Origin of the sequence: Periweissella beninensis, assembly GCF_016908275.1 — a bacterium.
GTDB classification, from domain to species: Bacteria; Bacillota; Bacilli; order Lactobacillales; family Lactobacillaceae; genus Periweissella; species Periweissella beninensis.
In genome coordinates, this window is sequence record NZ_JAFBDN010000011.1 from 18,739 (window position 1) to 45,548 (window position 26,810).

Below are 26,810 nucleotides of genomic sequence, written 5' to 3' on the forward strand. Positions count from 1 at the left end.
CCTACTTCCGCATAATTGCTTTTAATTCAATAACCGTATCCCTTAACGTTGCTGCCTGTTCAAAGTCAAGTCTTTTGGCTGCAGCTCGCATTTGATCTTCCAAATTTACTAACATCAATTCTTGATCTTGTTTTTTCATATCAGTAAATTCTATTTCTGTAAAGCTTTGTGTATTTTGTGTTGCGTCAATATCATGACTAACCGTAATTAAATCACGAATTTCTTTTTTTATCGTTTGTGGTATGATGTGATACTTTTCATTATAAGCAATTTGTACTTGTCGCCGCCGTTTAGTTTCGGCCATGGCTTTTTGCATCGAGGCTGTTACTTTGTCTGCATATAAAATAACATGCCCATTTTCATTTCTCGCAGCTCGGCCAATTGTTTGAATGAGTGATCGTTCATTACGTAAAAAGCCTTCCTTGTCAGCATCTAAAATTGCTACCAATGATACCTCTGGAACATCAATTCCTTCACGCAATAAATTAATACCCACTAATACATCAAATTTGCCCAATCGCAAATCACGAATTATTTCAGTTCGCTCAAGTGTTTTAATATCTGCGTGTAAATATTTAACTTTAATGCCTAAATCTTTAAAATAATCCGTCAAGTCTTCAGCCATTTTTTTAGTTAAAGTAGTAATGAAAACCCGTTCATTTAGCTGAACGCGTGTTTGAATTTCAGCAACTAAATCATCAATTTGGCCCATGACTTGGCGAACTTCAACTGTTGGATCCAATAAACCTGTCGGCCGAATAATTTGTTGTGCAATTTGTTGCTCTGGTACTCGCTGTAATTCATAATCACCTGGTGTTGCTGACATATAAACAATTTGATGCACGTGTTTTTCAAATTCTTGTAAGGTTAGTGGCCGATTATCTAAGGCTGAGGGCAGTCTAAAGCCATAATCAATTAACTGTTGCTTACGGGCCCGATCACCGTTATACATTCCCCTAACTTGTGGCATCGTAACATGACTTTCATCAACAATAATTAAAAAATCGTCTGGAAAGAAATCTAGCAATGTAAATGGTGGTTCTCCTGGCTTACGGCCATCCATATGCCGTGAATAATTTTCAATGCCACTCGTAAATCCCATTTCTTTCAACATATCAATATCATATTCTGTTCGTTGCTTAAGTCGTTGCGCTTCTAACAATTTGCCACTTTTTTCTAAAAAAGCTAATTGAGTAGTTAATTCATCCTTAATTGTACCAACCGCCCGTTCGATAATCGTTTCATTGGTCATGAAATGGGTAGCTGGAAAAATTGCAACGTGTTCTAACTCACTATATACTTCACCAGTTAAAGCATCCACCTCACAAATTCGGTCTATTTCATCACCAAAAAATTCAATACGAATGGTTTTGGCATCATTAGATGCTGGAAAAACTTCTAGAATATCACCATGAACTCTAAAGCGGCCTCGCTGAAAATCGATATCATTCCTTTGAAATTGGTTATCAATTAATTGCCGCATCAATGTATCACGTGCAATTTCGTGTCCTACGCGCAATGAAATAACATGCTCTTTATATTGGTGTGGATCCCCTAAACCGAATATCGATGAAACTGAAGCAACAACAATTACATCATTTCTTTCTAATAATGCAGCCGTTGCTGAATTTCTTAATTTATCAATTTCATCATTAATTGACGAATCTTTTTCAATATACGTATCAGAGGATGGCACATATGCTTCTGGTTGATAATAATCATAATATGAAACAAAATATTCAACTGCATTATCGGGGAAAAATTCCTTGAATTCACCATATAGCTGGCCCGCAAGAGTTTTATTATGTGATAACACCAAAACTGGTTTATTTACTTTTGCAATTAGATTACTAATTGTAAAAGTTTTACCAGTTCCCGTAGCACCTAACAAAATCTGCTCTTTTTCACCATTCTTAATACCATTGACCAATTGTGTTATTGCCTGCGGTTGATCACCGGTTGGCTGATATTTTGACTTAATTGCAAACTTGCGTGAAACATCTCGCTCAATCACCATCGTTTCTCCTAATCTATTATTATCCACCTAAATAAATGACGAAGGTCGTCGTTTATTTGATTACCTTCGCCATTATTGTTATGCCAAATAACTTAATATTAATTTTCCTAACCAATAATTCAAACCGTACTTTGCACCATATTTCAGTTTAGTATGTAGTTTTCCCTTATTAGTATTCCATAATATTTAATTACCTTTATTTTAACACATAGAACAATTGTTCGTCATTTTTAAGCTTATTAATTTAAAATAGCTTTAGTAAGGGCCATTAATTTGCCACGATCTGCAAATTCTTGATCTAACATTTCAGGTAACACATGATCAATTATATAGTTAACACTTGGCATATCGGCAAATGCTAACATCGTTTCTAAACTTTCTTTATATATCTCAATAAACACTGGTTCTGGATTTCCCTTTTGAATTTCTCCAAATGCTTCATATAATAAATCCAGTTTATCAGCCACAGATAAGATTCGGCCTTCTAGGCTATCATCTTTTCCCTCAATTAATCGTCTTTTATAACGTTGTGCTAATTCATCTGGAATTTCATTTTCAATAAAATTTTCAGTTAATGAGGCTTCAACATCAGCCAACATCATTCTTAGATTATGGGTTGCATACTTAACCGGTGTCTTGATATCACCAATAAAACGTTCTGTGTAATCATGATTTAATGCCTTTTCATATAACTTTTGCCAATTCACTTCATTCCCGTTAATGTCCTCAATATCACCTAGGAATTGAGCAGCTTGAGTTACTTTCCAAGAATGAGCAGCTACACTGTGCCCCTGGTATTTAAAATATCCCGGTGCACGGACAACCATCTCCAATTCACTCAGTCCTTGTAAATATTCATGCATCCCCATTATTATGCCTCCAAATTGTTTTATATATCCTATCAAATTGCTTACTGATATGCAAGGAGCTAGACTAAATATCCTGATAAATAGCCTTACCGAACACGCTGGTACACCCTTAACCTAAATATAAATAGACTGAGGCACCAATGCATGACACATTTACCTCAGTCTATTTATATATTATTTTTCACCTAATGACTAGTGATTACTACACCCATTACGACTTATATCATTAATCAGCTAATTTTTGTAAATATTGATAGACGCTTTGCCCAGCAATTGCGCCATCACCTACTGCAGTTGTTACTTGCCGTAATTCTTTTTGGCGCACGTCACCAATTGCAAAAATACCTGGTACAGTAGTTGCCATATTATTATCAGTTATAATCCACCCACCAGCATTAGTTATCGCTAAATTACTAAATGGCTCTGTAATTGGATTAATTCCAACATAGACAAATACGCCTTGCGCATCAATGATACTACTTTCATTAGTTTGATTATTAATCACTTTAACACCAGAAACTTTTTTATCATCACCTAAAATTTCTTGTACCTCAGTAAACCATTTGAATTCCATCTTTGGATTTGCAAACGCACGTTGTTGTAAAATTTGTTGTGCTTTCAGTTGATCACGCCGATGTAACACTGTCACCTTATCAGCTAAACCAGCTAAATACATTCCCTCTTCCACAGCTGAGTCACCACCACCAACGACTACGACATGCTTATTACGGAAAAAAGCACCATCGCACACTGCACAGTAGGAAACACCACGGCCACCATATGTTTCCTCGCCTTGAACCCCTAGTTTCTTATACTGAGAACCAGTTGCAATCACCACACTGTTCGTTACATAGCTACCCATATCAGTGATCACCGTTTTTTCTTGACCATGATCTTCAATTTTTTCAACTGTTCCAAAAGCATATTCGGCCCCAAATTGGGTTGCACTTTTATACATTTTCTCTGATAAATCAGGGCCCATTACTGACTCAAAGCCTGGATAATTTTCAATTTCAGCAGTATTATTCATTTGACCACCATAGACCCCACGATCAAGCATTAATACAGACAAATTTGAACGTGATAAATAAAGTGCCGCGGTCATTCCACCAGGGCCAGCACCAATTACAATTACATCATATTTTTTATCAGTCATTTTTTACTCCTTCGTTAACTACTACTATTAGCAAATACTACTATATTTTTGTTAGTAAGTCACGTGATTAATTTAAAAAATAGAGGATACGTTTATTAATACACACCCTCCATTCATTTTATGACTAAAGATTATAAATCTTTTGCAATTTTCTTAATATAAGCTTTTAATTCTGCACCTGTTTCCGGATGTTCAAGGCCGAATTCAATTGAGGTCTCAAGGAAACCAATTTTTGAACCAATATCATAACGACGGCCTTTAAATTCATGGGCATAAACATGCTGACGCTTATTTAAGCTATCAATTGCGTCAGTTAATTGAATTTCGCCACCTTTACCTGGCTTAGTGTTTTCCAACTCTTCAAAAATTTCTGGCGTTAATAGATAACGACCAATAATTGCTAAGTCAGAAGGGGCATTTTCGGGATTTGGTTTTTCCACAAACTGCTGTACTTGATATAAATCTTCACCAACTTTTTCCATTGGATCAATAACCCCATATTTTTGTGTATCATTATGAGGTACTTTAACTACTGCCAAAGTTGATTCACCGGTTTTTTTGTATTGATCGATAAGTTGTTGTGTCAAAGGGACATTATCCCGAGTCATATCATCCCCTAATAGGACAACAAATGGCTCATCACCCACAAAAGCTTTAGCTTGCAAGACCGCATCCCCTAATCCCCGTGGCTTAGATTGACGAATAAAATATAAATTGATATCAGTGGTTTCTTGAACCATTTTCAATTTTTCCATCTTACCATCGGCTTCTAGCGCCATTTCTAACTCTGGGTTTGAATCAAAATGGTCTTCAATTGAGCGTTTCGACTTACCATCAACAATTAAAATATCCTCAATACCCGCTGCTCGAGCCTCCTCAACAATAAATTGAATCGTTGGCTTATCAACAATTGGTAACATTTCTTTGGCTAGTGCCTTTGTAGCAGGTAAGAACCGTGTCCCTAAACCTGCGGCTGGAATAACTGCTTTTTTTACTGGTTTCATAAAACTTAATACTCCTTATTAGCTTACTATCTAACTATAGTAAATTACGTAATTTAAACATATATTAGCTTACTTAATTTTACCATTTTATCAATAATAATTTATTATTAAATTAGCATTTAGTCAATTTCACTAGTTGATTCTCGCTCCATTAGATTCTCAATGGCATTTTTAATATCTTTATGCTCATAAAGTACTTGGTAAATAGCATTCGTAATTGGCATATCAACATGACGTTCTTGGGCTAACTCTTTGGCTGCTTTAGTGGTCGAAACACCTTCAATCACCATTCCCATGTCTTTTTCGACTTCAGCTAAAGTTTTACCCTGACCTAATTGATAGCCGGCACGCCAATTACGTGAATTTTTAGAAGTACCAGTTACAATTAAATCACCTACACCTGATAGGCCAATAAATGTCAATGGATTAGCACCAAATGCTAATCCTAAGCGACTAATCTCTGCTAAGCCTCGCGTCATCAAAGCCGCTTTCGCATTATCTCCATATCCTAAACTAACAAGTGCACCGGCACCAATTGCGATAATGTTTTTTAAAGCGCCACCCATTTCAGTTCCAATAATATCATCATTCGTATAGACACGGAAATTTTTATTTGAGAATGCTTGTTGCACTATTTTAGCAGCAGTAACATCTTTACTTGCAATTGTTACCAAGGTCAAATCATGCTTAATTACATCCTCTGCATGTGATGGTCCTGATAGGACCGCTAAAGCGCTATAATTTATTTGTGCCACTTCTTCCGCTAACATTTCTGAAACACGCTTATATGTTTTAGGTTCTAATCCCTTAGTGGCGTGTACTAAAATTACCTTGTTTTCATTCGCTAACGCATCATTTAACTGCTTAGCAACGTCACGTACCGCTTTAGTTGGGACAACACTCAAGACAATTTCAACTTCATGCACGGCAGTGGCCATGTCAGCATACGCAACTAGATTAGTTGCCAAATGTGCAGCTTTTAAATAGTGTTCGTTGGTATGCTTTTCATTAATTTCGTTAACTTGTTCCATCTTGTGTGACCAGAGTCGAACATCATTACCATTTTCGGCTAACACATTTGCTAACGCGGTACCCCATGAACCAGCACCCAAAACTGCAATTTTTTTCATCATTTTCTCCTTATTATATATTACCTAATATATTATGGCCATCTAAATACCATCGATTTTGCGGCTGCCGTTTTCGTCGCATGAACCACCAAACCAAACTGCCAATAAATAAAATTACTGATAACATCTGTGAAACTCTAATATCACCAGCAATCATTAAACTATCGGTACGCATACCTTCAATAAAGAAGCGCCCAAAAGCATACCACATTACATACAAAAAGAATATTTCTCCTTGCTTAAACCAATGTTTTTGGTGACGTACTAACATAATAATAATAAATCCACTAACATCCCATATTGATTCCCATAAATATGTTGGCATACGGTAATAACCATCAATCAACATTTGTTGCACAATAAAGTCAGGCAAGTGTAAATTAACCAAAAATTGATGCGAAACAATTTTACCATAAGCCTCTTGATTCATAAAATTACCCCACCGACCAATTCCTTGTGACAAAATAATCGTTGGTGTGATAATATCTAAAAATAACCACGTATTAATCATCTTATGCCTTGTTAAGATAATAATGACTGCTAAACCACCTAAAAGGCCACCATAAATTGCAATTCCACCATCCCATATTGCTGGAATTTGACTTAAATGATTTTTGTAATATGTCCATTCAAAAATAACGTAATAAGCCCTAGCGGTTAGTAATGCAATTGGCATTGCCCACAAAACAGCATCATAGATGTCGTCAACCTCTAACCCTCGGCGTTTAGCTTCCTTTGATGCTAAAAACACCGCAAGAATGACCGCACTAGCAATAATAACGCCATACCAGTGAACCTTAATTGAGCCCAATTTTAATGCAATTGGGTTTAATGCTAAAACATCCATGCCGTTAATCCTACTTTTCTTCTATCATTTTTTTCCACTATTGTTACTATTGTCCGCAATCAAATTATTTAAATTATTATCAAAAATTTTCATGGCATCATATCCCATTGACTTAGCTCTAAAATTCATAGCCGCCGCTTCAATAATAATCGCTAAGTTACGACCAGTTCTAACAGGAATTGCAAATCTTGGAATATCAACTCCAAAAATACTTAAAATATCACCACCATTCCCTAGCCGATCAAATTTTGCTTCCGGTGTCCAAGTTTCTAAATGTAAATTCATTGAAATGGTTGCATGTGAACGCACAGCACCTGCACCATATAAATTCATCACATCAATAATACCCACTCCTCTAATTTCCATCAAATGATTTAAAATTGCAGGTGCCTCACCAACTAAGCGTTCTTCATCCTGTTGATAAACATCAACGCGATCATCCGCAACTAACCGATGACCTCGTCGCACTAATTCTAATGCCGTTTCCGATTTACCAACGCCCGAATCACCGGTAATAAGCACACCTAAACCATAAATATCAATTAATACTCCATGTACTGATTGTCGTTCCGCTAACTTGCCACCAAGGAAATAAGTCATATTAGCTAAAATTCGTGATGAAGTTAGTTTAGTTCCTAAAATGGGGATTTGAGCTTCTTTTGCGGCTTGCACAAATTCGTCTGGCACCACTAGCCCAGTTGATACAACAAATGCTGGTGTTTCGTTACCTGACATTTTACGAGCCACCATCAAAAGTTCGTCATGACTCATCCTTTTTGAAAATGATATTTCCGTAATCCCCAATAATTGGACCCGGTTTGGTGCATAATAATTAAAATACCCTGTCATTTCTAAACCAGGTCTTGAAATATCACCGGTTGTAATTGGTCGGTCTAGATATTCTTTCCCTGTAATTACTTCTAATCTAGTATTTTCAACTAGATCTCGAACTTTAACTGATTTAACCATTCCTTTTCCTAATCCTTTCGAATAATATAATTCGAAACCACTGCATTAATTAATGATAATAAAACTGCAATTAGCATCGTTGCTCCAAAACTTGAAAATGAAAATGACTCTTTACCGATGAAACTTGAAGTTAGACTTAACAAAAAGGCATTAATTACAACGCTAAAAATCCCTAAAGTCATAATCGTAATTGGTAATGATATAACGACTAAAATTGGTTTTAAAACCGCATTTAAAATGGCTAGTACTATTGCTGCAAAAATTGCGGTCCCAATATTAGCAACATAAAATATTTGCATATTTTGCATCAACCCCGCAATGGCAATAAAACTAATGGTGTTAATAACTATACGTTGTAAAAATGTCATAAATTATTTATTTCCCTTTTCCTTTTCTTCATCAACTTCAACCGCATTAATAATTTTACGCTTATTTTTATTCGTCGTATCATCATGCGTATTCTGTGAATAGTCATCTTGCACATGCCTAAATTCATTAAACATTTGGAAGATCCTAGTTTTTTTAGTTTGTGCTGCTGGCATAATCACTGCTAGTAAAATATATATACCTATCCATAAACTAACATTAATTGCTAGTATTTTATTTAAAACAATTGCGACAATTATATACCCAATTCTTAATATATTAGCATTAATTTGATAGTATTCAGCAATGCCCCCAAATACACCAAAAATAACTTTATTTGCTGATTTTTTTAATTTTTTGGATTGTTGTTTCATGCTTAATTAAATTACCTCTCAATATTTTAATTTATCGTCATACTTACTTAAGTTTACCGTATCTGACTCAATTTTAAAACTAAAGTAAATGTTAAATTATCAAAGTAGCCCTTATACTAGGATACTAAAAAAGTGGTTAATTACCAAATCAACCACTTTGTCTTTAATTTACTTAAATGAATGATGATGAACCAGAATTTAAATCAACAATTTTACCTGTCCTTTTATAAACAATCCATTCTGCAATATTTGTTACATAATCTGAAATTCGCTTTAAATGCCCCGCTACCATCAAATAATCAGTTCCAGAAGTTGCTAATTTTGCATCATCTTCAATTTGAGTAATAACATCATTTCTAACTTGATGGGCCATATCAGTTACTGCTTGATTTTGCTTAGCAATTTCACTAGCTCCTTGGGCGTCGTCTTTAACGTACACACTAAGAATTTCTTTAACCATTGTCTTACTTAGCTCACCCATTTGAGCGATATTTTTTTCAATTGACGCTGAACGTTTTGTTCCCTTCACCCGAATTGTTGCTTCTGCCATATCCCGTGCATGATCCCCCATCCGTTCTAATTCAGAAACTGCTTTTAAAACCGTCACTATTTCTCTTAAATCAATCGTAACTGGTTGATATAGCGCAATCATTTCAAATGTTTTCTTTTCAAGTACCACTTCCCGTTGGTTAATTTGGGAATCATTATCGATAATTTCTTGGGCAGTCTGACGATCATGATTAATAAATGAAGTTACCGCTTTACCGATAGTCTCACTAACCAACATCCCCATTTCGGTGAACGAAGCATCTAAGTCTGCTAATTCTTCATCAAATAGTCTACGCATATTTTTTCCTTTCTAACCAAATCTACCTGAAATATAATCTTGTGTTGCTTGTTCTTTGGGCTCCGTAAACAACTCCTTGGTCGGACTAATTTCAATTAAGTTACCATCCATAAAAAATGCCGTCCGATCAGAGATTCTTGATGCTTGTGACATATTATGTGTCACAATAATTATTGTATAATCATTACGAATATTCATCAATGTTTCTTCAATTTTATGTGATGATACCGGATCTAAAGCACTAGTTGGCTCATCAAGTAACAAAATATCTGGTGATACTGCTAACGTTCGCGCAATCGAGACACGTTGCTGTTGGCCGCCTGAAAGTGATAATGCGCTTTTATTTAAAACATCTTTCACCTCATCCCAGACAGCTGCTTGTTTCAAAGCTTTTTCAACTTTTTCATCAATAACTGCTTTATTTTTTTCACCGGCTATCCTTAAACCAAAGGCCACATTATCATACACTGAAAATGGAAAAGGATTGGGTTGTTGAAACACCATGCCGATTTCTTTACGTAAAGCAACCGTATCGGTTGTTGGTGCATATATATTTTTACCTTTAAACATAAAATTACCAGTAACCGTCACGCCATCAGTTAAATCATGCATTCGATTAATTGCCCGAATATAAGTTGATTTTCCTGAACCCGATGGACCAATTAGGGCAGTAATGCCTTTTTCTGGAAAACTTAGATTAATATCATGCAGTGCTTCTTTGTCACCATAGTATAACTTAACATTTTCAGTGGTTAAAATTGAACTTGTCATTTAAATTAAGACCTCCTCCTAACCAAAATTTCCGGAAATATAATCATTGGTAATTGCAACTTTAGGTCGTGTAAAAATTTTCCGTGTCTCATCATACTCAAGCACTTTTCCCATATGGAAAAAAGCCGTGTAATCTGAAATTCTAGCAGCTTGTTGCATATTATGAGTAACAATAATAATCGTATATTTTTCTTTTAGCTCTAATAATGTATCTTCAATTTGTGATGTTGATATTGGATCAAGGGCACTTGCTGGTTCATCTAACAATAAAATATCTGGTTTCATGGCGATTGCCCGTGCAATTACTAACCGTTGTTGTTGCCCACCAGATAATGCTAGGGCACTTTTTCCTAAATCATCCTTAACTTGATCCCACAACGCCGCTTGCCGTAATGAACTTTCAACAATTGCATCCAATTGTTCTTTATCTTTCATCCCTCGTTGCTTAAGAGCAAAGGTGATATTATCGCGAATTGATTTGGCAAAAGGATTTGGACGTTGAAATACCATTCCAATATGTCGGCGCATCTCATAGACATCAACAGCACGAGAATTAATATCAAGGCCCCGATACATAATCTCACCTTTAACCGTTGCTACATTATCATTCATTCGATTCAATGATCTTAAAAAGGTTGATTTACCTGAACCTGAAGCGCCGATTAATGAGGTAATTTTATATCTTTCAAATTGTAAATCACCTTCACTCAATGCTTCATTATTACCATAAAAAACATGTAAATTTTTTGTTGCTAAAGCGATTTCACTAGCTTCGCCAAATTGATAAATATTTCTAGTAGGTTTTTCAGTATTTAACGGCGTATTTTGAGCCATATTTAAGTTTCCTTTCCTTTAGTTCTAACGGGCCGCAGTTAAGCGTTTAAAAATTACTTTACCTAACCAACGCGCTAATATATTAAATAGCAAAACCGCAATAACTAATACTGCTGAAGCTCCCGCTGAAACAGCCGCAGCATCTGGCATAATCCCTTCCGAATTAATTTTCCAAATATGCACAGCTAATGTTTCGGCCGGCCGGAGGGGATTAAGCGGACTAGCCATATTAAATGGATTCCAATCACCAAAATCAAGGGCCGGTGCTGATTGGCCCGCTGTATAAATCAGAGCCGCAGCTTCACCAAACACACGCCCCGCTGACAAGACAACCCCTGTAACAATACTTGGTAAGGCTGCTGGTAAAATAACATGTAAAACGGTTTCCCATTTTGACAATCCTAATGCGGATCCCGCTTCTCTTTGTAAATTTGAAATTGAATTCAATGATCCTTCTACTGAACGTGTTAGTAATGGTAGATTAAACAACGTTAAAGCAATTGCTCCTGACAAAATTGAAAACCCAAAGTTCAACTTAACTACAATCAGTAAAAAACCAAACAACCCAACAACAACTGATGGTAATGAACTCAAAATTTCAATTGCTGTGCGGATCATTGTTGTAAACCAATTTTTTTTGGCATACTCATTTAAATAAATTCCTGCTCCTAGCGCAATTGGAAAAGAAATTAGCATAGTTAAAATTAATAAGTAAAATGAATTAAACAATTGGATTCCAATACCACCACCAGCTTGAAATGCTCTAGATGGCGCTGTTAAAAAATGCCAACTAAGATGGGGTACTCCATTAACTAAAATGTATCCTAACAAAGCTGCTAAAATTAAAATAACTAAGCCCGCAATGATATATAACACGCCAGTTGCAATTTTATTGACTGTTTTTGCTTGCATTATTTTAATTCTCCTTTCTTACCAATTAAGCGAATGATAATGTTGAAAATCAATGACATTACCAATAAAATTAGGGCTAATGTCCATAAGACATCATTTTGCATTGAACCCATAACAGTGTTCCCAATCCCCATCGTTAAAATCGATGTTAGTGTTGATGCTGGACTTGTTAAGTTTTGTGGCATAATTGCTGCATTACCTACCACCATTTGTACAGCTAGTGCTTCACCAAAGGCCCGTGCCATTCCAAAAACAATCGCTGTTAAAATACCAGGTGTGGCTGCTCGTAAAATCACTTTATAAATTGCTTGCCACTGAGTTGCTCCAATTGCTAATGCCGATTCACGATAATACTGTGGTACTGACCTCAGAGTATCAACCGTCATTGATGTCACAGTAGGCAAAATCATAACAAATAGCACAACTGTTCCTGAGAGAACACCAAAACCCGAGCCACCAAAAATACTTCTGATAAATGGCACAACGACTGTTAAACCAATAAAGCCATAAACCACTGACGGAATTCCAACTAATAATTCAATTACTGGTTGTAAAATTTTAGCTCCATATTTTGGTGAAATTTCTGTCATAAAAATAGCTGTCCCAATCGCAAATGGCGTCGCAACAATTGCTGATAGTACTGTTATCATAAACGAACCCGTAATCATGGGTAACGCCCCAACTTGCGGCTTACCATTGCTACCGTTCGTACTTGGATTCCAAGTTTTACCTGTCATAAAATCCCAAAAATTAATTTTATCAGTGAAAAACGTAGCTAAGCCCTTTGAAGCCACAAAATAAAAAATGGATATAACCACTAATCCGATTAAAATTAGGGCTGCCATTGTAATCGTTTTACCAAAACGTTCTTTTTTCGTTGCTACCGATGTTTTCAATAAACTTTCACGGATTTGATCCATGACAATTCTCCTTTTTATCTCTTAGTAATCGTCCCATTTGCCGAGCGTTCAACTTGCATATCATGAATTGAAATGTACCCTAGCTGTGGAACTACAGTGTTTTGTACGTGTCTTGATTGCAAATATGTGATAAATTTCTTGACAGTTCCATTGACTTTACCTTTAGTATAAATATGTTCGTAAGCCCAAATTTTCCATTTATTAGTTGTTACATTAGCAATAGTTGGGGCCACTCCATCTATTTTAACTGTTTGAACTGTTTTATCAGCATATGAAAACGCAAGATAGCTAATTGCACCTGGCGTTGTTGCTACAATCGAACGCACCATTCCAGATGAGTCCTGTTCAGGCGCTGGTGCCGATTCTGCTCCATTTAAAGCCCATTTTTCAAAAACGGCTCGCGTACCAGAACCACTTGCTCGATTTAATAATGTTATTTTTAAGTTTTTCCCTCCCACCTGTTGCCAGTTCGTAATTTTTCCTGTAAAAATTTTAATTAATTGTGTTTGCGTTAATTTTTTTATGCCAACTCCTTTATTAACAATGGGTGTAATGCCAACCACCGCAACTTTATGATCAGTTAATTTTTTTGCATCAATTCCTTGTTTTTCTTCAGCAAATAAATCTGAGTTCCCTAGTGTTACGGCACCTTCTTGCACTTGTGATAATCCTGTTCCCGTGCCACCACCTTGAACATTGACATAAACACCTAAATTCTTACTAGCAAATTCTTCCCCCACAGCTTCAACTAATGGTTGTAGGGCGGTTGAGCCAACAGCAGTAATTTGGGTCCCACTATTTGTTTTCTGGCGCGTAGTATATGTATACCCTAAATACCCACCAATTATTAGCACGGTTCCGACCATTGCTAACCAACTACGTTTCATTCTATTATCCTCCTACAACTTTCAGTACTTCTTCTACATCTTTAAGTATACGTAAACAACGTAAATCTCATGTAGTAGCTCTGTAAAGATTGTGTAAATATCATATTTCACCCCCAACCAAACGCCACACAACACTATTAAAGCCATGCTACACAAAAAAAGGGTTATTATGTAACAACCCTTTGCATACTTTATACTAATATCCAATTCTTAAAACCTTATTCAAATATGAAACAATCAACGATAATCGATACGTATGCTAGTCTTCTTAATACAAAAACTTATTTATTAAGCTCTGGCTTCACATATTGAAATAATAAATTAATTGTAGTCCCCACCCCAACTTGGCTTTTTAAGCTAATTTGGCCGTTTTGTTTAGCAACTAATTCCTTGACAATTGCTAAGCCAAGGCCGGTACCACTAGCAATTCGTCGTGTCCTTGAACTATCACCACGATAAAAACGTTCAAATACTCGTTGCTGCTGCTTTTCAGGTATCCCAATTCCATCATCAATAATTTGTAGTTGCCAATTGTTATCATTTAGCTGACCTTCAATGACAACATGACCGTTTAGATGGCCATATTTAATCGCATTACCAACAATATTTTTAATAATTTGCGCCATTTTTTGCTCATTGAGCATCACATAAAAGGGCGTATTTACATTGTTTATTAATGTGATATTTTTAGTATTAGCTAAACCACTTAAAACTAGTAATTGTTGATCTAACCACGATGCTAAATTAATTTTCACTTGTTTTTCAGTAATACTTGCACTTGTAATCCGTGAAAGAGAGAGAACATCTTCCACCAAGTCCGTCAATCGCTGACTTTCATCACTAATAATTTGTAAAAAATCAGTTAATGCTTTTGGATCCTCTTTTGCACCGGCTTGTAACGTTTCCACGAAGCCACTAATTGCCGTGATGGGTGTTTTTAATTCATGTGATACATTAGATACAAAATCAACCTGCATTTGTTCTAATTGCACAATTTCTGTAATATCATATAAAATTATCATCATTTGAAAATGGGCTTTGGTTGGCTCATTAATAACGATAGTAACTTCCGCAGTCTTTTTCATTTCGCCATTATCAAATTCTAGGGTTGCTTGCTGTTTTTCTTTGGAATGCAATGCTTTTTCAATCAAACTAGTTAACCCAAAATGATTATTAATATCTTGATATACTTGGTGCCCCACAACAACTTTTTGACCCAATAATCTACTAACCGCAAGATTAGTTACTTTAATTTGACGATGTGCATTAATAACTAAGACACCTACGGGCAAGTTAGCAACTAATGTCGCTAATTCTCCTTCACGACGTGCTAGCCAATAGTTTTGATTACGTGCAAAATCTTGTAACTCATTTAAGGCCATTGCTAGATCATAATAAGGATCAGTCCTTTCAAGTAAAATATGCCCATTATCAACATGTTTTTCGACATCTTTAATTTTTTTACTGATTGTTTCTACTGCTACTAGTCTTTGTTTAACAATCACCCAATACAACCATACCTGCATCCCAGTTAAGATAATCACCATTATGATTGTCATCCAAATAAAAGACATATGTAAAATCTGACGTAAAGTATGATTAATAATCAATATCAAGCTCAAATTAATACTTAATAATACAATTGCTAATAAGCATATTCGTCGCAATTCTTTACCATTCATAGCATTAGCTCTTTTCTTATTTTTCCAAATCGGGGCTAAACTGATATCCAAAGCCACGGACAGTTTTAATAAAATGTGGATTTTTTGGATCTATTTCAATTTTTTCACGTAAATGTGAGACGTGAATATCAACCATCCGCGTCTCGCCCGCATAGTCGTAGCCCCACACCCCACTTAATAATTCATCACGACTTAGCACATGATTTTTACGTTCCACTAAAAATACTAATAATTCATATTCTTTTGGTGTTAATAAAATTTCTTGGTCACCAACTGACACCCGTTTCTGATTCTTATCGATTTCTAAACCATTCAGTCTTAAAATAGCACTTTCATCCATGGCTTGCTTTATTTGTAAATCAGAATCATCATAGCGACGCAATACCGCTTTAATTCTCGCTAGCACTTCCCGTGGACTAAACGGCTTCGTAATGTAATCATCTGCTCCAATCTCTAGTCCTAAAACTTTATCAAATTCATCGCCCTTGGCAGTCACAATAATAATTGGTGTTTTTATTTTTTCTTGTCTTAGTTTTTTAGTTACTTCAATTCCATCTATCTCTGGTAGCATTAAATCCAACAAAATAACATCAATTGTCCGGTCTTGTCCTTGCTTGAACGCTTGTGTGCCATCTCTTGCAACCAATACCTCATAGCCAGCTTGCTTCAAATTATATTCTAATAATGTTGCAATTGCTAGCTCATCATCTACTACTAATACTTTTCGCATTGCATTGCCCTCATCTTCACCCAAATTTACTTTAAGTATACCAAAACATACGAAAAGCGATACAACATCTAGTGTATCGCTTTGGTAAATTTTAAGTAAAGTTTTTAATCTGGATTCTGTAGGCTTAATTTCCATTGTAAATATGCATTAATGAATGGGTCTAAAGCACCATCCATTACAGCTTGTGGATTACTACTTTCAAAATTTGTTCGATGATCTTTAACCATACTATATGGATGAAACACATATGATCTGATTTGTGACCCCCAACCATTTTCCATTTGTTCCCCCGCAATTTCAGCCCGTTCCTTCGCTTGCTTTGCTTGTTCCAATTGATAAAGTTTAGCCTTTAACATTCCTAAAGCTGTATCTTTATTTTGAAATTGCGATCGTTGTGCTTGTGATGACACAATTATTCCGGTCGGAATGTGGGTTAACCGCACGGCCGAACTAGTTTTATTAATATGTTGTCCACCAGCACCTGATGCTCTAAAAACATCCATTTTAATATCATCCCAACTAACCTCAATATCAATGCTATCATCTAATTCTGGCATCACATCAATTGAGACAAATGAAGTATGCCGCCGACCGGCCGAATCAAACGGTGAAATTCGCACAAATCGATGAACCCCTTTTTCAGAACGTAAATAGCCATATGCATTATGTCCCTTAATTGCCATCGTTACCGATGAGACTCCCGCCACATCATCTGGTTGATAATCTAAAACTTCAACTTTGAAATCATGTTGTTCCGCCCAACGAGTATACATTCTAAATAAATTTTGGCCCCAATCAGCTGACTCGGTACCACCTGATCCCGGATGAATTTCTAAAATAGCATCGTTAGCATCATACGGCTCATTCAACAGTTGTGCTAGTCGATATGTTGCCATTTTTTCTTGTAATTGTTTAATTGTTACTAATAAATCAGTGTATAGTTCCTCATCTGGTAATTCTTCGAGTACCTCAATTGTCTCCGTCACCTCATCGACACCATCTTGTAGCTCCATAAACGTATCACGTCGTTTTTTTAATTGATTAGTTTCATCAATTACTTTTTGAGCTTGTTGATTATCATTCCAAAAGTCATTTTGACTCATTTCATACTCATTTTCAGCAATTTGCCCGTCTAAAGCATCTAAATCCAGCGATTGTCTAAATGCCTTAACTGAAGTTTGCATCATATTAAGTTGTTTTTTTACATCAGTTAATTCCATAATTTCCTCACTTTTTTTAATAAAAAAACATGCCATATTCAATCACAGAACACTGGCATGCTTTTACCAATTTGCTTATTAGCTGGTAATTTACATTGTTAAATTTTGCCGAATTTCAGCTTTCATAAATAACCGCGTTACATCATATTCAATATCCGCAATCATTTCCTCAAACAGCCGGAACCCTTCTGTTTGATATTCGACTAATGGGTTTAATTGACCATAGCCTCGCAACCCAATCCCTTGTCGTAATTGATCCATTGTGTCAATGTGATCAGTCCAATGACTATCAACAACTCGCAAAATTACAACTTTTTCAAATTCCAATATTTGCTCAGCTTCATAAAGTTGTTTTTCTTTTTCATCATAAATTTCCAAGGCTTTTTGGTACAAGAAATCAACAATTTCATCTTTGCTTTTACCATTCAAATCAGTTTCAGTCAATGCATCTTCTTTAACAATCACTGATGTAGCAAAATCAATAATTGCTTGCAAATTCCACTCTTCGACTTTACCTAAAGTATGCGCATCAACAACTCGCTTAATCGTTCGTTTAACCATGGGTAGTAAAACATCCTTGAGGCCTGTTTCTTCATCAATAATTTGATTACGCTCGCGATAGATAACTTCACGTTGCTCACGCATCACATCATCATATTGAAGCACATTTTTCCGTGAATCATAGTTATTACCTTCAACCCGTTTTTGTGCAGATTCAACAGAATGCGTAATTAAACGATTTTTAATGACCGCATTTTCTTCTTCAAGGTTCATTCGATCCATCAACCGCTTAATTCTTTCAGCACCAAAACGTAACATTAAATCATCTTCAAGTGATAAGAAAAATTGTGAGAATCCTTGATCCCCTTGCCGTCCTGACCGACCACGTAATTGATTATCAATTCGACGTGACTCATGGCGTTCAGTTCCAATAACTGCTAATCCACCTAAATCAGCAACACCAGGTCCTAACTTAATATCAGTTCCTCGCCCTGCCATATTAGTAGCTATCGTAACAGCCCCTCGTTGCCCCGCATTGGCAATGATTTCGGCCTCTTTAGCATGATTTTTGGCGTTTAAAACATTGTGAGCAATTCCTTCGACATCTAATAAATGCGCCAAATATTCTGATGTTTCAACCGCAACGGTCCCAATTAAAATTGGTTGTCCCTTACCATGTAACTCTTTTACTAAAGCAACAACTGCATCAAATTTTGATTTTAATGAAGGATAGAGTAAATCTGGCTCATCTACTCGCGCCACTGGCTTATTAGTAGGAATTGAAATTACTTCCATGTTGTAGATTTCTCGAAATTCTTCACGTTCTGTTTGTGCTGTCCCAGTCATACCCGACAATTTTTTATACATCCGAAAGAAGTTTTGATAAGTAATGTTAGCCATTGTCTTATTTTCTTCCTGAATTTCAACATGTTCCTTGGCTTCAATCGCTTGGTGTAAGCCATCTGAAAAACGACGACCATCCATAATCCGTCCAGTAAAACTATCCACAATCATGACTTCGTTGTCAGCAACTACATAATCTTTGTCTTTTAGCATAATATAATTTGCTCGTAAACTTTGATCTAAGTGGTGTGTTAGCGCTGTATTTTCTGAATCATACAGATTTTCTAAATTAAAGAAATCCTCAGCTTTATTAATTCCAGTATCAGTTAGTGAAATCGTTTTTGACTCTAAGTCAACTTTATAATCTTCTTTGGCAGTTAATGTTTTAACAAAACGATCAGCACGTTCATATAACGCGGTTGTCCCTGATGATGGTCCCGAAATAATTAATGGTGTTCGCGCTTCATCAATTAAAATTGAGTCAACTTCATCAACAATTGCAAAGTTTAAAGGTCGTTGCGATCGCTCTGCTGGATCTGTAACCATGTTATCTCGTAGATAATCAAACCCTAGCTCGGAGTTTGTTGAATAGGTAATATCAGCATCATAAGCAGCGCGTTTTTCATCAGGTGTCATATCAGAAGCGTTAACACCAACGGTCAATCCTAGCCAATTATAAACTTCACCCATTTCGCTAGCATCTCGCGCTGATAAATATTCGTTAACAGTAACAACATGCACCCCTTTTTTAGAAATTGCATTTAAATAAACTGCCATCGTTGCAGTCAATGTTTTCCCCTCACCAGTTCGCATTTCAGCAATATTACCTTCATGCAAGACTATTGATCCCATAATTTGTACTCTAAATGGATATAAACCTAACACTCGCTTATCTGCTTCACGAATTGTTGCAAAAGCTTCTGGTAATAACGCATCCAAAGTTTCTCCATCAGCATACCGTTTTTGGTATTCAGTGGTTTTTGCTTTTAATTCAGCATCAGTTAAAGCTGCCATTTCATCAGCATGTGCTTGGACTTTATCAGCAATTTTGCCTAAACGCTTTAATTCACGTGTATCACTTTCAATCCATGTGCGTAAAAAGTTAGCCATAAATTTGTATTCCTTCTTTTCTGATTCTTTTTATCTTTTTAATGTATTTAATGATAAATTACTCCAAGTTATATAGTAACAGAAATCCGCAATTTATCAAAGTTTCATGACAAATATTATTAACTAATTTTTAAAATACCTAACGCTAAATTTAATTATATTTGAAGGCTAGTTAGCTAACATGTCCTGGTGTCCTCAGTTACTCATTTGCATGCTAAATTCTCAGTTAATCTTTAACTTAATTACTATTTGTCTCCATCATAATACGTAGTCTCGGTTAAAATAAAAAGAGCCTAGGCTATAAAGCCTAAACTCATTTAATTTCTATTAATTTGTCGCTTCAATTAGGCCATAACGCCCATCTTTACGACGATAGACAACATGCACTGATTGATCTTCATCTTCATAAACAAAGAAATTGTGACCGAGCATTTCCATTTGCAAAATGGCTTCTTCAGAATCCATTGGTTTAAGCGAAACATGCTTGGTGCGGACAACTTCGATATTGTCCTCAGTCTCTACTTCATTGTCAACCGCTTCATCCGTTACAAACTCTAATCCTTTATAACCCTTTTCACGTGATTTACGATTGACCTTAGTTTTATGTTTTCTAATTTGTCGTTCTAATTTTTCACTAACAAAGTCGATGGCAGCATACATATCTGTTTGACTTTCCTCTGCCCGTAGAGTTAAAAACGACATTGGGATGGTCACTTCAACTTTTGAAGTTTTTTCTGGATAAACTTTTACATTAACATGAGCTGTCGCTTCTACATCATCACCTAAATAACGATTTAATTTTCCCAAACGTTTTTCGACATAGCTTCGAATAGCCTCTGTTACTTCAATGTTCTCTCCACGAGTAATTACTTTAAGCATAATAGTGCTCCCTTCTTCCTAAAAATATTTTTAGGACCGCGGTTTTTAGGTATTGATTAAAAAATATTCTTAAACAACTACCTTATGGTTATTATACACTATAAAATTATAATTTGTAACCGTCTTCAGTAAAATTTTCAGCGTGCTAATGTTTTCGCAATAATTGGTTTAGTTGTGTATTGGGCTAATAAATTAGCCGCATGCCTAAGCGTTCTGCCAGTAGTATAGATATCATCAATTAGTATAATTCTTTCAAATTGCACTTTGTTTAATTCTTGTTTATCAATGTCAAATGGTTGTCTTGTTTGCAACCGCTCTTGTCGATTTAAATTAACTTGCAATTTATCAATTGCTTCTTTTTTAACAAATAAAATACTATTCTTTATCCGCTTATTATTTTTCATTAAATTTCTAACTTGATTGAATTTTCTTTTTTGTGCGCGTTGCGGGATGGGAATCACCAATGCATTATTCGTAATTTTTAAAAATTGAGTAAATTCACTTTTAAATACTTCCGCCAATTCCAGATCATATTCAAATTTATATTTTTGCATAAATTTTTTCATCAAAGCGTCATAGCAGTATAAAGATTGATTTACTAATGGATACTCAGCAGTTGTTTGCCATAACTGACAATCCTTACATACCTTGTAGTTTTCTTTTTTTCCACATATTTGACATGCTTTACTGTAATTAATTTTTGTAAATGATTGCCAACACTCTCGACACAGCTGTGTTTTTTTAAGCGGTTGCCATAAGATGATTTCCCATGGTACTAATTGTGTGGCTATATATTTTTCACATAATTTACAGTTCATATTTACGACCACCCATTATTTGTGCTTTGGTATTTATTTTTTTTATCAGCTTTTTTACTTGATATAGTTTTAAGCAATAGTAATTTGTTAAAAAATACACCTCACCACTAGGCCGACTAAGTTTCCGACCAACGCGGCCAATTATCTGTAAGAGACTTGTTACGGTAAAGTTTGAATGCTCTGCACCCAACACAATCACATCAATATCAGGAAAGGTTACACCCCGTTCCAAAATCAGGGTTGTCACTAGCCCTTGAATCTTTGCTTGACGGAGCGCAAGTATCTTATTAATCCGTTCTATATCTCGTGAATGAACTGCCATAACTTTTAAATTGGGAAAATATTTATTAATACTTTGTAGGACCGCTTGCGTATCCTCAATTGTTGGTACAAAAATTAAAAATGGTAAGCCATTAATCGTAAAATTTTTCAAACATTTTATTAAAAAAGCCGGCAATTTTCCTCTTTTAAGATTATGCTGCCAACGATTAACCAATGTAATCTTGCATTCTGGCAGTAAAAAATTATGAAAACGTAATGGTAAATAACTAATTTGCCGCACTTGCTTCAGCAGTGTAGTTGTTGGCGTAGCACTTAACCATATTTGCCGACCATTATTTTTACAAGCATTATTGATCGCCGACCATAACATTTGATTACCACTAAGGGGATAGGCATCAACCTCATCAACAATTATCAAATCAAAAGCCGCTTTAAATTTTAATAATTGATGTGTGGTACACACAACTATTTGCGTATACGCATACTGATCCTTAATCGCACCATGCATTGCACACATAGTGACTGTTGGAAATACTCGTTTAAATCTAGGAAATAATTCATTAATCACATCAATTCTAGGTGCAGCGATGGCTATTCGCTTTCGTTGCTTTAATCCTTGCCAAATAATTGGAAACAAAATTTCAGTTTTGCCAGCACCCGTAACTGCCCATACTAAATGTTTTTGATTGTGGCTTAATATTTCAGTAACAACTTGCATTTGCGGTTTAGTTAACTTTCCCGGCCAATCCCAATTTTTTACCATGTTAAAATCATTTGGTTCATTAATTGTCCATAATTCATCATCCTCACTGATTCTGCCGAGCTGTTGACAGTATATACAATACTTTTCGGCTCCGGCTAATCTAATTTTGCCCGTAACGATTTGCCTACAACGCTGACATTGATCATTTATAATTGTTGGCAGTCTATCAACGACATTTTCAAATTGTTTTTGCTCTATTGTAGTTAACTTACTTTTGATAATTAGGCGCCCATAAAAGTGTTCTTTTTCCATTTTTACTCCTAACTTGCAACATTTTAAAATACTCGTTATAGTTAAAATACGTAAACAACAATGCATATGGAGGTTATCATGCCACCCTACTTATCAATCACAACTGATATTGAGCATGAGCTTATTATTAAAAAATCTCGTTTTATTACAAATTTGAAACGAGTTACTACTGAAGATGAAGCAATTGCGTTCATTAATCAAATAAAAAAGCAACACTATAAGGCTAATCATAATTGTTCTGCGTTTATGATTGGTGAGCAGCATCAAATTCAACGCATGAGTGATGACGGTGAACCCTCCGGCACAGCAGGTAACCCCATGTTAGAGGTTTTAAAACGTAATGATGTTCATAACGTGGTAGCTGTCGTTACACGCTACTTTGGTGGGATAAAACTTGGTGCTGGAGGTCTAATCCGTGCTTATGCTGGGGCTGTCGCCCAAGCAATTGAAACAGTTGGATTAGTTGAACGCTTAAACATGAATAACGTGACCTTAACGATTGAGTATGCACAACTAGATAAAATAAACTATTGGTTGACTACAAATAATTACCCACTACCTACTGCTGTTTATACTGATCACGTAACGCTAACATTGCCAATTAGAACCACTGACATTGCTTTTTTTAAAGATAGCCTAAATACTTTACTAAAGCAGAACATCGCCTTATCAGTTGATGAAGCGACGTTCCAAGAAATTCCTTATCATAAAGTAGAGTAATAGTATCTACTATGCGTAACTAGCCGCCTTGATTGCTTAGTAACATACCAATATTTAATTATGAAGGTAAAACATACCTGACAAAAACTAATATCACAGGCAATAGCCCCCCAAAGTTAACTGATGTTAGCATTGGAGGGCTATCTCATATTTTAAATAGTTTTAACCATTTTTGTATTTTTTATATCAATAATGTTTTTCGGGTGGGTGCCATCCTTAAAATCATTTATTTCACACTAGAAATCTTACCTGTTGCACTTCTTGAAACATGCATACTAGAAATTGGTAAATATCCTAATTTTTTAACTAAACCATTTTGTACACTATCTGATAGCATATAGTTAATAAAGGCTTTCGTAGCACCAGTTGCTTTTCCTTTAGTGTACATGTGTTCATAACCCCATATCTTCCACTTGTTAGTGGCTACATTTGTTTCAGTTGGTTTAACATTATTAATTGACACTGCTTGTAGTTTATTACCACTTAAGTAAGAAAAGGCTAAGTATGAAATTGCACCAGGAGTTGTTGAAACAATCTTTTGAACTGTTCCATTAGCATCTTGTTCTTGCGATGATTTAGGTGTAGCCCCATTTAGACCAAATTGTTCAAAAGTTACCCGTGTTCCAGAACCTTGTGCCCGATTCACTAGAACAATCTTTTGGTTAGCACCACCCACTTGTGACCAATTAGTTATTTTACCAGTAAAAATCTTAATTAATTGTTGTTGTGTTAGGTTAGTCACTTTGGTTGCTTTATTCACAACTGGCGCCATCCCCACAACTGCCACGCGGTGATCAACTAGCTTACTTGCATCAATGCCACTGCCTTGTTCAGCAAAAATATCAGAATTACCAATTTGTACCGAACCACTAGCAACTTGTGACAGACCAGCCCCTGAGCCACCACCTTGCACTTCAACATTAGCTTTTGGATTATTAGTTTGAAATGTTTGGCCAACTTGTTCCGCAAGGGGTTGTAAAGCAGTTGAACCAACAGCTAATACTTTACCGCTAACTGTCTTTGATGATAATTTACTAGAACTATTCGAGCTATTTGCATTACCACAAGCTGCTAATAACATTCCAATAGTTGCTACAGTAACACCTAGTGTCATAACTTTTTTCATAATAAAATACCCCTTAATAAACACAATATTGTGTCGCATATTATTTAATAGCAAATTATATAAGCAAGCAGCAAGAAACTATTAGCTTTTGTAGAAGTTATGTATCTGATTGAAAGTCATCGGATTTTTTTGTTCTTTACCACTTGCTTACATATTTTACTATAAAGGGTCTCTGTAAAGAAACTTCCTACATTTATGTAACAAAAGTGTATCTAAATGTAAATTATTTCTTTACATTTATTTTATCTAAATATTAGTTAAAAATCTAAGCCAATGCTCCCATTGGATCCCATGGTTTTAATAATGTCGCTGTTTCAGTTTCATAGACTGCCTTCAAGTTATCCGGTAAAAATTCTTTTTTGACGACAATTTGATAACAAAATTCATCCATCCAAGCATCTGACATCGTGAAGTAACCTTTTTTACCAACTTTTTCGCCCCATGAATTTTCAACTTTCCATTTAGTTGGCTGGCCATCCACAATATCAACCCCTGTTAAAACCATCGCATGTGTCATTAAACTTTGTCCATAGTCTAGCCGTTGTGCCTTACTCATGGCTAAATCAATATTAAATAGTTCGTCTTCTCGATGCACACCCCGAACCATTAGTCCTTGATTACGATCAATTTGCGGCCCCATATCAACCCCAAACCATACTGATTGACCAGCTGATAATTGTTTTATCGCTAATTTTTTAAATTCATCCATTTCCACATTTAAATGTCGGACTGCGCGACCACCGACAACATTCCCTAACATTTCAACACCATAAGTGTGATTATATGGCTTATCAGTTGTTGGTGCATTGATAATTGAAACATATTCATTTAAGTCCCAACCAACAAATTTTTGATAATATTCTTGTGGCGTTATATCACGTTCATGATGATAAACTTGATTTTGATCACGATATTCAAAATCAAATTTAACTGGTGGTTCTCCCAATGTTAAACTAAGAAAACGATATATTTCCTGTAACATTTCATTTTTCTTAACCGCAATTTGATCAATAGTCGATCCGGCTGCAATCAAATCTCTTAAAATAACCGCATCATGCCTTAACTTTAAGTTCAAAGTTACATTTAATTCATGTGATGCTGACGATGCTTGACTTTCTGGGTAAACGGCTTGTGGAACTACGCCATACTTTTCAATAATTGCAACCATCATATCCCATTGGCCACCATCTTGTTGTGGTGTTGCTAATAGAAAGGCTACTTTACGTGAATCCAAGGCTTCATCAGCCGTTTTGATAATATTCTCATAAAAGTAATTAGCCTTTTCAAACTTATCCCAAAAGAAAGTATAACTCTGTGATAATTGAAATTCTTCTGATAACTTAAACATATCTTTAATATCGTGTCGCATCGTATTTAGTGCTGCAAACATCCAACAACGACCAGATTGTTTTTGATTAGCTACTTTCCCAGTATCTAAATCAATTGAAAATACTGGTGTATTATCAACACTTGCTTTTTTATCCAATGCTGTGCCATATATACCGTTATTAACAACGGCACGCCGTATGATTGCATTACCAGGTTGACTCTCAACGTTATTTTTAAAATTAGCAATTTGTTCTAACGAAATTTCTTTACTCATAATAATCCTCCAAAAAATAATTACTAATTCAGTTTACTACTTTAATTAAAAAAAGTTAATATAACTTAAACTAAAATTAAAAAAAACTAAGAATACACATTCTTAGCTTTAACGGGTCTACACTTTTTGGTACTGATAGACATGACGTCGTCATGTTAATCGGTATCTTTTTTTCTTGCATTTTTTAAAAAAAAGTGTAAAAAAAGAGATAACCCACCACCACCAAGCAGAAAGGAAATCTCCATGGATAATTATCTCAAAATATCACTCGCATTAAAAGACCCAAATTTAAAAATCGATAATACTTTCAAAAACCCTAATGAAATTGTTCATCGTAATAATATAAAAATTTTACTTTGGCATTTAAAAACTTCACCC

Annotated in this window: 25 protein-coding genes; 1 reads left to right on the top strand and 24 read right to left on the bottom strand. The window is 35.5% G+C overall.

Features of this window, described 5'->3' with window-relative positions:
• Window position 1: 1 nt before the first annotated feature.
• The 22 genes from uvrB to JOC59_RS05625 form a co-directional block, all read right to left on the bottom strand.
• Entirely contained in the window at window positions 2–2,017 is a 2,016-nt protein-coding gene (uvrB, locus tag JOC59_RS05520; RefSeq protein ID WP_205143803.1) for an excinuclease ABC subunit UvrB, read from the bottom strand.
• 239 nt (window positions 2,018–2,256) lie between these two features.
• A complete protein-coding gene (locus tag JOC59_RS05525; protein WP_205143804.1) occupies window positions 2,257–2,886 on the bottom strand; it encodes a YfbR-like 5'-deoxynucleotidase in 630 nt (209 codons plus the stop codon).
• Window positions 2,887–3,112: 226 nt separating this feature from the next.
• Complete coding sequence (gene trxB / locus JOC59_RS05530; protein WP_205143805.1) at window positions 3,113–4,042, bottom strand: thioredoxin-disulfide reductase; 930 nt, start codon at window positions 4,040–4,042, stop codon at window positions 3,113–3,115.
• A 131-nt stretch (window positions 4,043–4,173) separates the two neighbouring features.
• Window positions 4,174–5,046, bottom strand: a complete 873-nt coding sequence (gene galU, locus JOC59_RS05535; RefSeq protein ID WP_205143806.1) for a UTP--glucose-1-phosphate uridylyltransferase GalU — start codon at window positions 5,044–5,046, stop codon at window positions 4,174–4,176.
• 119 nt (window positions 5,047–5,165) lie between these two features.
• Complete coding sequence (locus JOC59_RS05540; protein WP_275588311.1) at window positions 5,166–6,179, bottom strand: NAD(P)H-dependent glycerol-3-phosphate dehydrogenase; 1,014 nt, start codon at window positions 6,177–6,179, stop codon at window positions 5,166–5,168.
• Between the two features lie 10 nt (window positions 6,180–6,189).
• Window positions 6,190–7,023 (bottom strand): prolipoprotein diacylglyceryl transferase, encoded by an 834-nt coding sequence (gene lgt / locus JOC59_RS05545; protein ID WP_205143808.1) that lies wholly within the window; start codon window positions 7,021–7,023, stop codon window positions 6,190–6,192.
• A gap of 24 nt (window positions 7,024–7,047) precedes the next feature.
• Window positions 7,048–7,992: an HPr(Ser) kinase/phosphatase gene (hprK, locus tag JOC59_RS05550; RefSeq protein WP_205143809.1), complete on the bottom strand. Its 945-nt coding sequence runs from the start codon at window positions 7,990–7,992 to the stop codon at window positions 7,048–7,050.
• Window positions 7,993–8,000: 8 nt separating this feature from the next.
• Window positions 8,001–8,360, bottom strand: coding sequence for a phage holin family protein (locus JOC59_RS05555; protein ID WP_205143810.1), 360 nt, complete (start codon window positions 8,358–8,360; stop codon window positions 8,001–8,003).
• A 3-nt stretch (window positions 8,361–8,363) separates the two neighbouring features.
• Window positions 8,364–8,732, bottom strand: a complete 369-nt coding sequence (locus JOC59_RS05560) for a PspC domain-containing protein (protein ID WP_205143811.1) — start codon at window positions 8,730–8,732, stop codon at window positions 8,364–8,366.
• A 172-nt stretch (window positions 8,733–8,904) separates the two neighbouring features.
• Window positions 8,905–9,579, bottom strand: coding sequence for a phosphate signaling complex protein PhoU (phoU, locus tag JOC59_RS05565; RefSeq protein WP_205143812.1), 675 nt, complete (start codon window positions 9,577–9,579; stop codon window positions 8,905–8,907).
• Between the two features lie 12 nt (window positions 9,580–9,591).
• A complete protein-coding gene (pstB, locus tag JOC59_RS05570) occupies window positions 9,592–10,350 on the bottom strand; it encodes a phosphate ABC transporter ATP-binding protein PstB (protein ID WP_205143813.1) in 759 nt (252 codons plus the stop codon).
• Between the two features lie 18 nt (window positions 10,351–10,368).
• Complete coding sequence (pstB, locus tag JOC59_RS05575; protein ID WP_205143814.1) at window positions 10,369–11,184, bottom strand: phosphate ABC transporter ATP-binding protein PstB; 816 nt, start codon at window positions 11,182–11,184, stop codon at window positions 10,369–10,371.
• A 24-nt stretch (window positions 11,185–11,208) separates the two neighbouring features.
• A complete protein-coding gene (pstA, locus tag JOC59_RS05580; protein ID WP_205143815.1) occupies window positions 11,209–12,096 on the bottom strand; it encodes a phosphate ABC transporter permease PstA in 888 nt (295 codons plus the stop codon).
• Window positions 12,096–13,016, bottom strand: coding sequence for a phosphate ABC transporter permease subunit PstC (gene pstC, locus JOC59_RS05585; protein ID WP_205143816.1), 921 nt, complete (start codon window positions 13,014–13,016; stop codon window positions 12,096–12,098). The genes pstA and pstC overlap by 1 nt, the downstream gene beginning before the upstream one ends.
• Window positions 13,017–13,030: 14 nt before the next feature.
• Complete coding sequence (locus JOC59_RS05590; protein ID WP_205143817.1) at window positions 13,031–13,903, bottom strand: phosphate ABC transporter substrate-binding protein PstS family protein; 873 nt, start codon at window positions 13,901–13,903, stop codon at window positions 13,031–13,033.
• A gap of 281 nt (window positions 13,904–14,184) precedes the next feature.
• Window positions 14,185–15,585 carry an ATP-binding protein gene (locus JOC59_RS05595; RefSeq protein WP_205143818.1) on the bottom strand — a complete coding sequence of 467 codons (1,401 nt, stop codon included), beginning with the start codon at window positions 15,583–15,585 and terminating at the stop codon, window positions 14,185–14,187.
• 16 nt (window positions 15,586–15,601) lie between these two features.
• Window positions 15,602–16,315: a response regulator transcription factor gene (locus JOC59_RS05600; RefSeq protein ID WP_205143819.1), complete on the bottom strand. Its 714-nt coding sequence runs from the start codon at window positions 16,313–16,315 to the stop codon at window positions 15,602–15,604.
• 104 nt (window positions 16,316–16,419) lie between these two features.
• Window positions 16,420–17,535: a peptide chain release factor 2 gene (gene prfB, locus JOC59_RS05605; RefSeq protein ID WP_205143820.1), complete on the bottom strand. Its 1,116-nt coding sequence runs from the start codon at window positions 17,533–17,535 to the stop codon at window positions 16,420–16,422.
• Between the two features lie 90 nt (window positions 17,536–17,625).
• Complete coding sequence (secA, locus tag JOC59_RS05610) at window positions 17,626–19,989, bottom strand: preprotein translocase subunit SecA (protein ID WP_205143821.1); 2,364 nt, start codon at window positions 19,987–19,989, stop codon at window positions 17,626–17,628.
• A 327-nt stretch (window positions 19,990–20,316) separates the two neighbouring features.
• A complete protein-coding gene (hpf, locus tag JOC59_RS05615) occupies window positions 20,317–20,868 on the bottom strand; it encodes a ribosome hibernation-promoting factor, HPF/YfiA family (RefSeq protein ID WP_205143822.1) in 552 nt (183 codons plus the stop codon).
• 137 nt (window positions 20,869–21,005) lie between these two features.
• Window positions 21,006–21,686 (bottom strand): ComF family protein, encoded by a 681-nt coding sequence (locus JOC59_RS05620; protein WP_205143823.1) that lies wholly within the window; start codon window positions 21,684–21,686, stop codon window positions 21,006–21,008.
• Complete coding sequence (locus JOC59_RS05625) at window positions 21,676–22,983, bottom strand: DEAD/DEAH box helicase (RefSeq protein ID WP_205143824.1); 1,308 nt, start codon at window positions 22,981–22,983, stop codon at window positions 21,676–21,678. The genes JOC59_RS05620 and JOC59_RS05625 overlap by 11 nt, the downstream gene beginning before the upstream one ends.
• Window positions 22,984–23,061: 78 nt before the next feature.
• Between JOC59_RS05625 and JOC59_RS05630 the strand changes: the two genes are divergently transcribed.
• Window positions 23,062–23,703, top strand: coding sequence for a YigZ family protein (locus JOC59_RS05630; RefSeq protein WP_205143825.1), 642 nt, complete (start codon window positions 23,062–23,064; stop codon window positions 23,701–23,703).
• Window positions 23,704–23,929: 226 nt separating this feature from the next.
• Here the strand turns inward: JOC59_RS05630 and JOC59_RS05635 are convergent, their stop codons facing one another.
• The gene (locus JOC59_RS05635; protein WP_205143826.1) at window positions 23,930–24,829 is read right to left on the bottom strand and encodes a phosphate ABC transporter substrate-binding protein; all 900 of its coding nucleotides are present in this window, start codon (window positions 24,827–24,829) and stop codon (window positions 23,930–23,932) included.
• Between the two features lie 265 nt (window positions 24,830–25,094).
• A complete protein-coding gene (locus JOC59_RS05640) occupies window positions 25,095–26,432 on the bottom strand; it encodes a C1 family peptidase (protein ID WP_205143827.1) in 1,338 nt (445 codons plus the stop codon).
• Window positions 26,433–26,810: the final 378 nt, after the last annotated feature.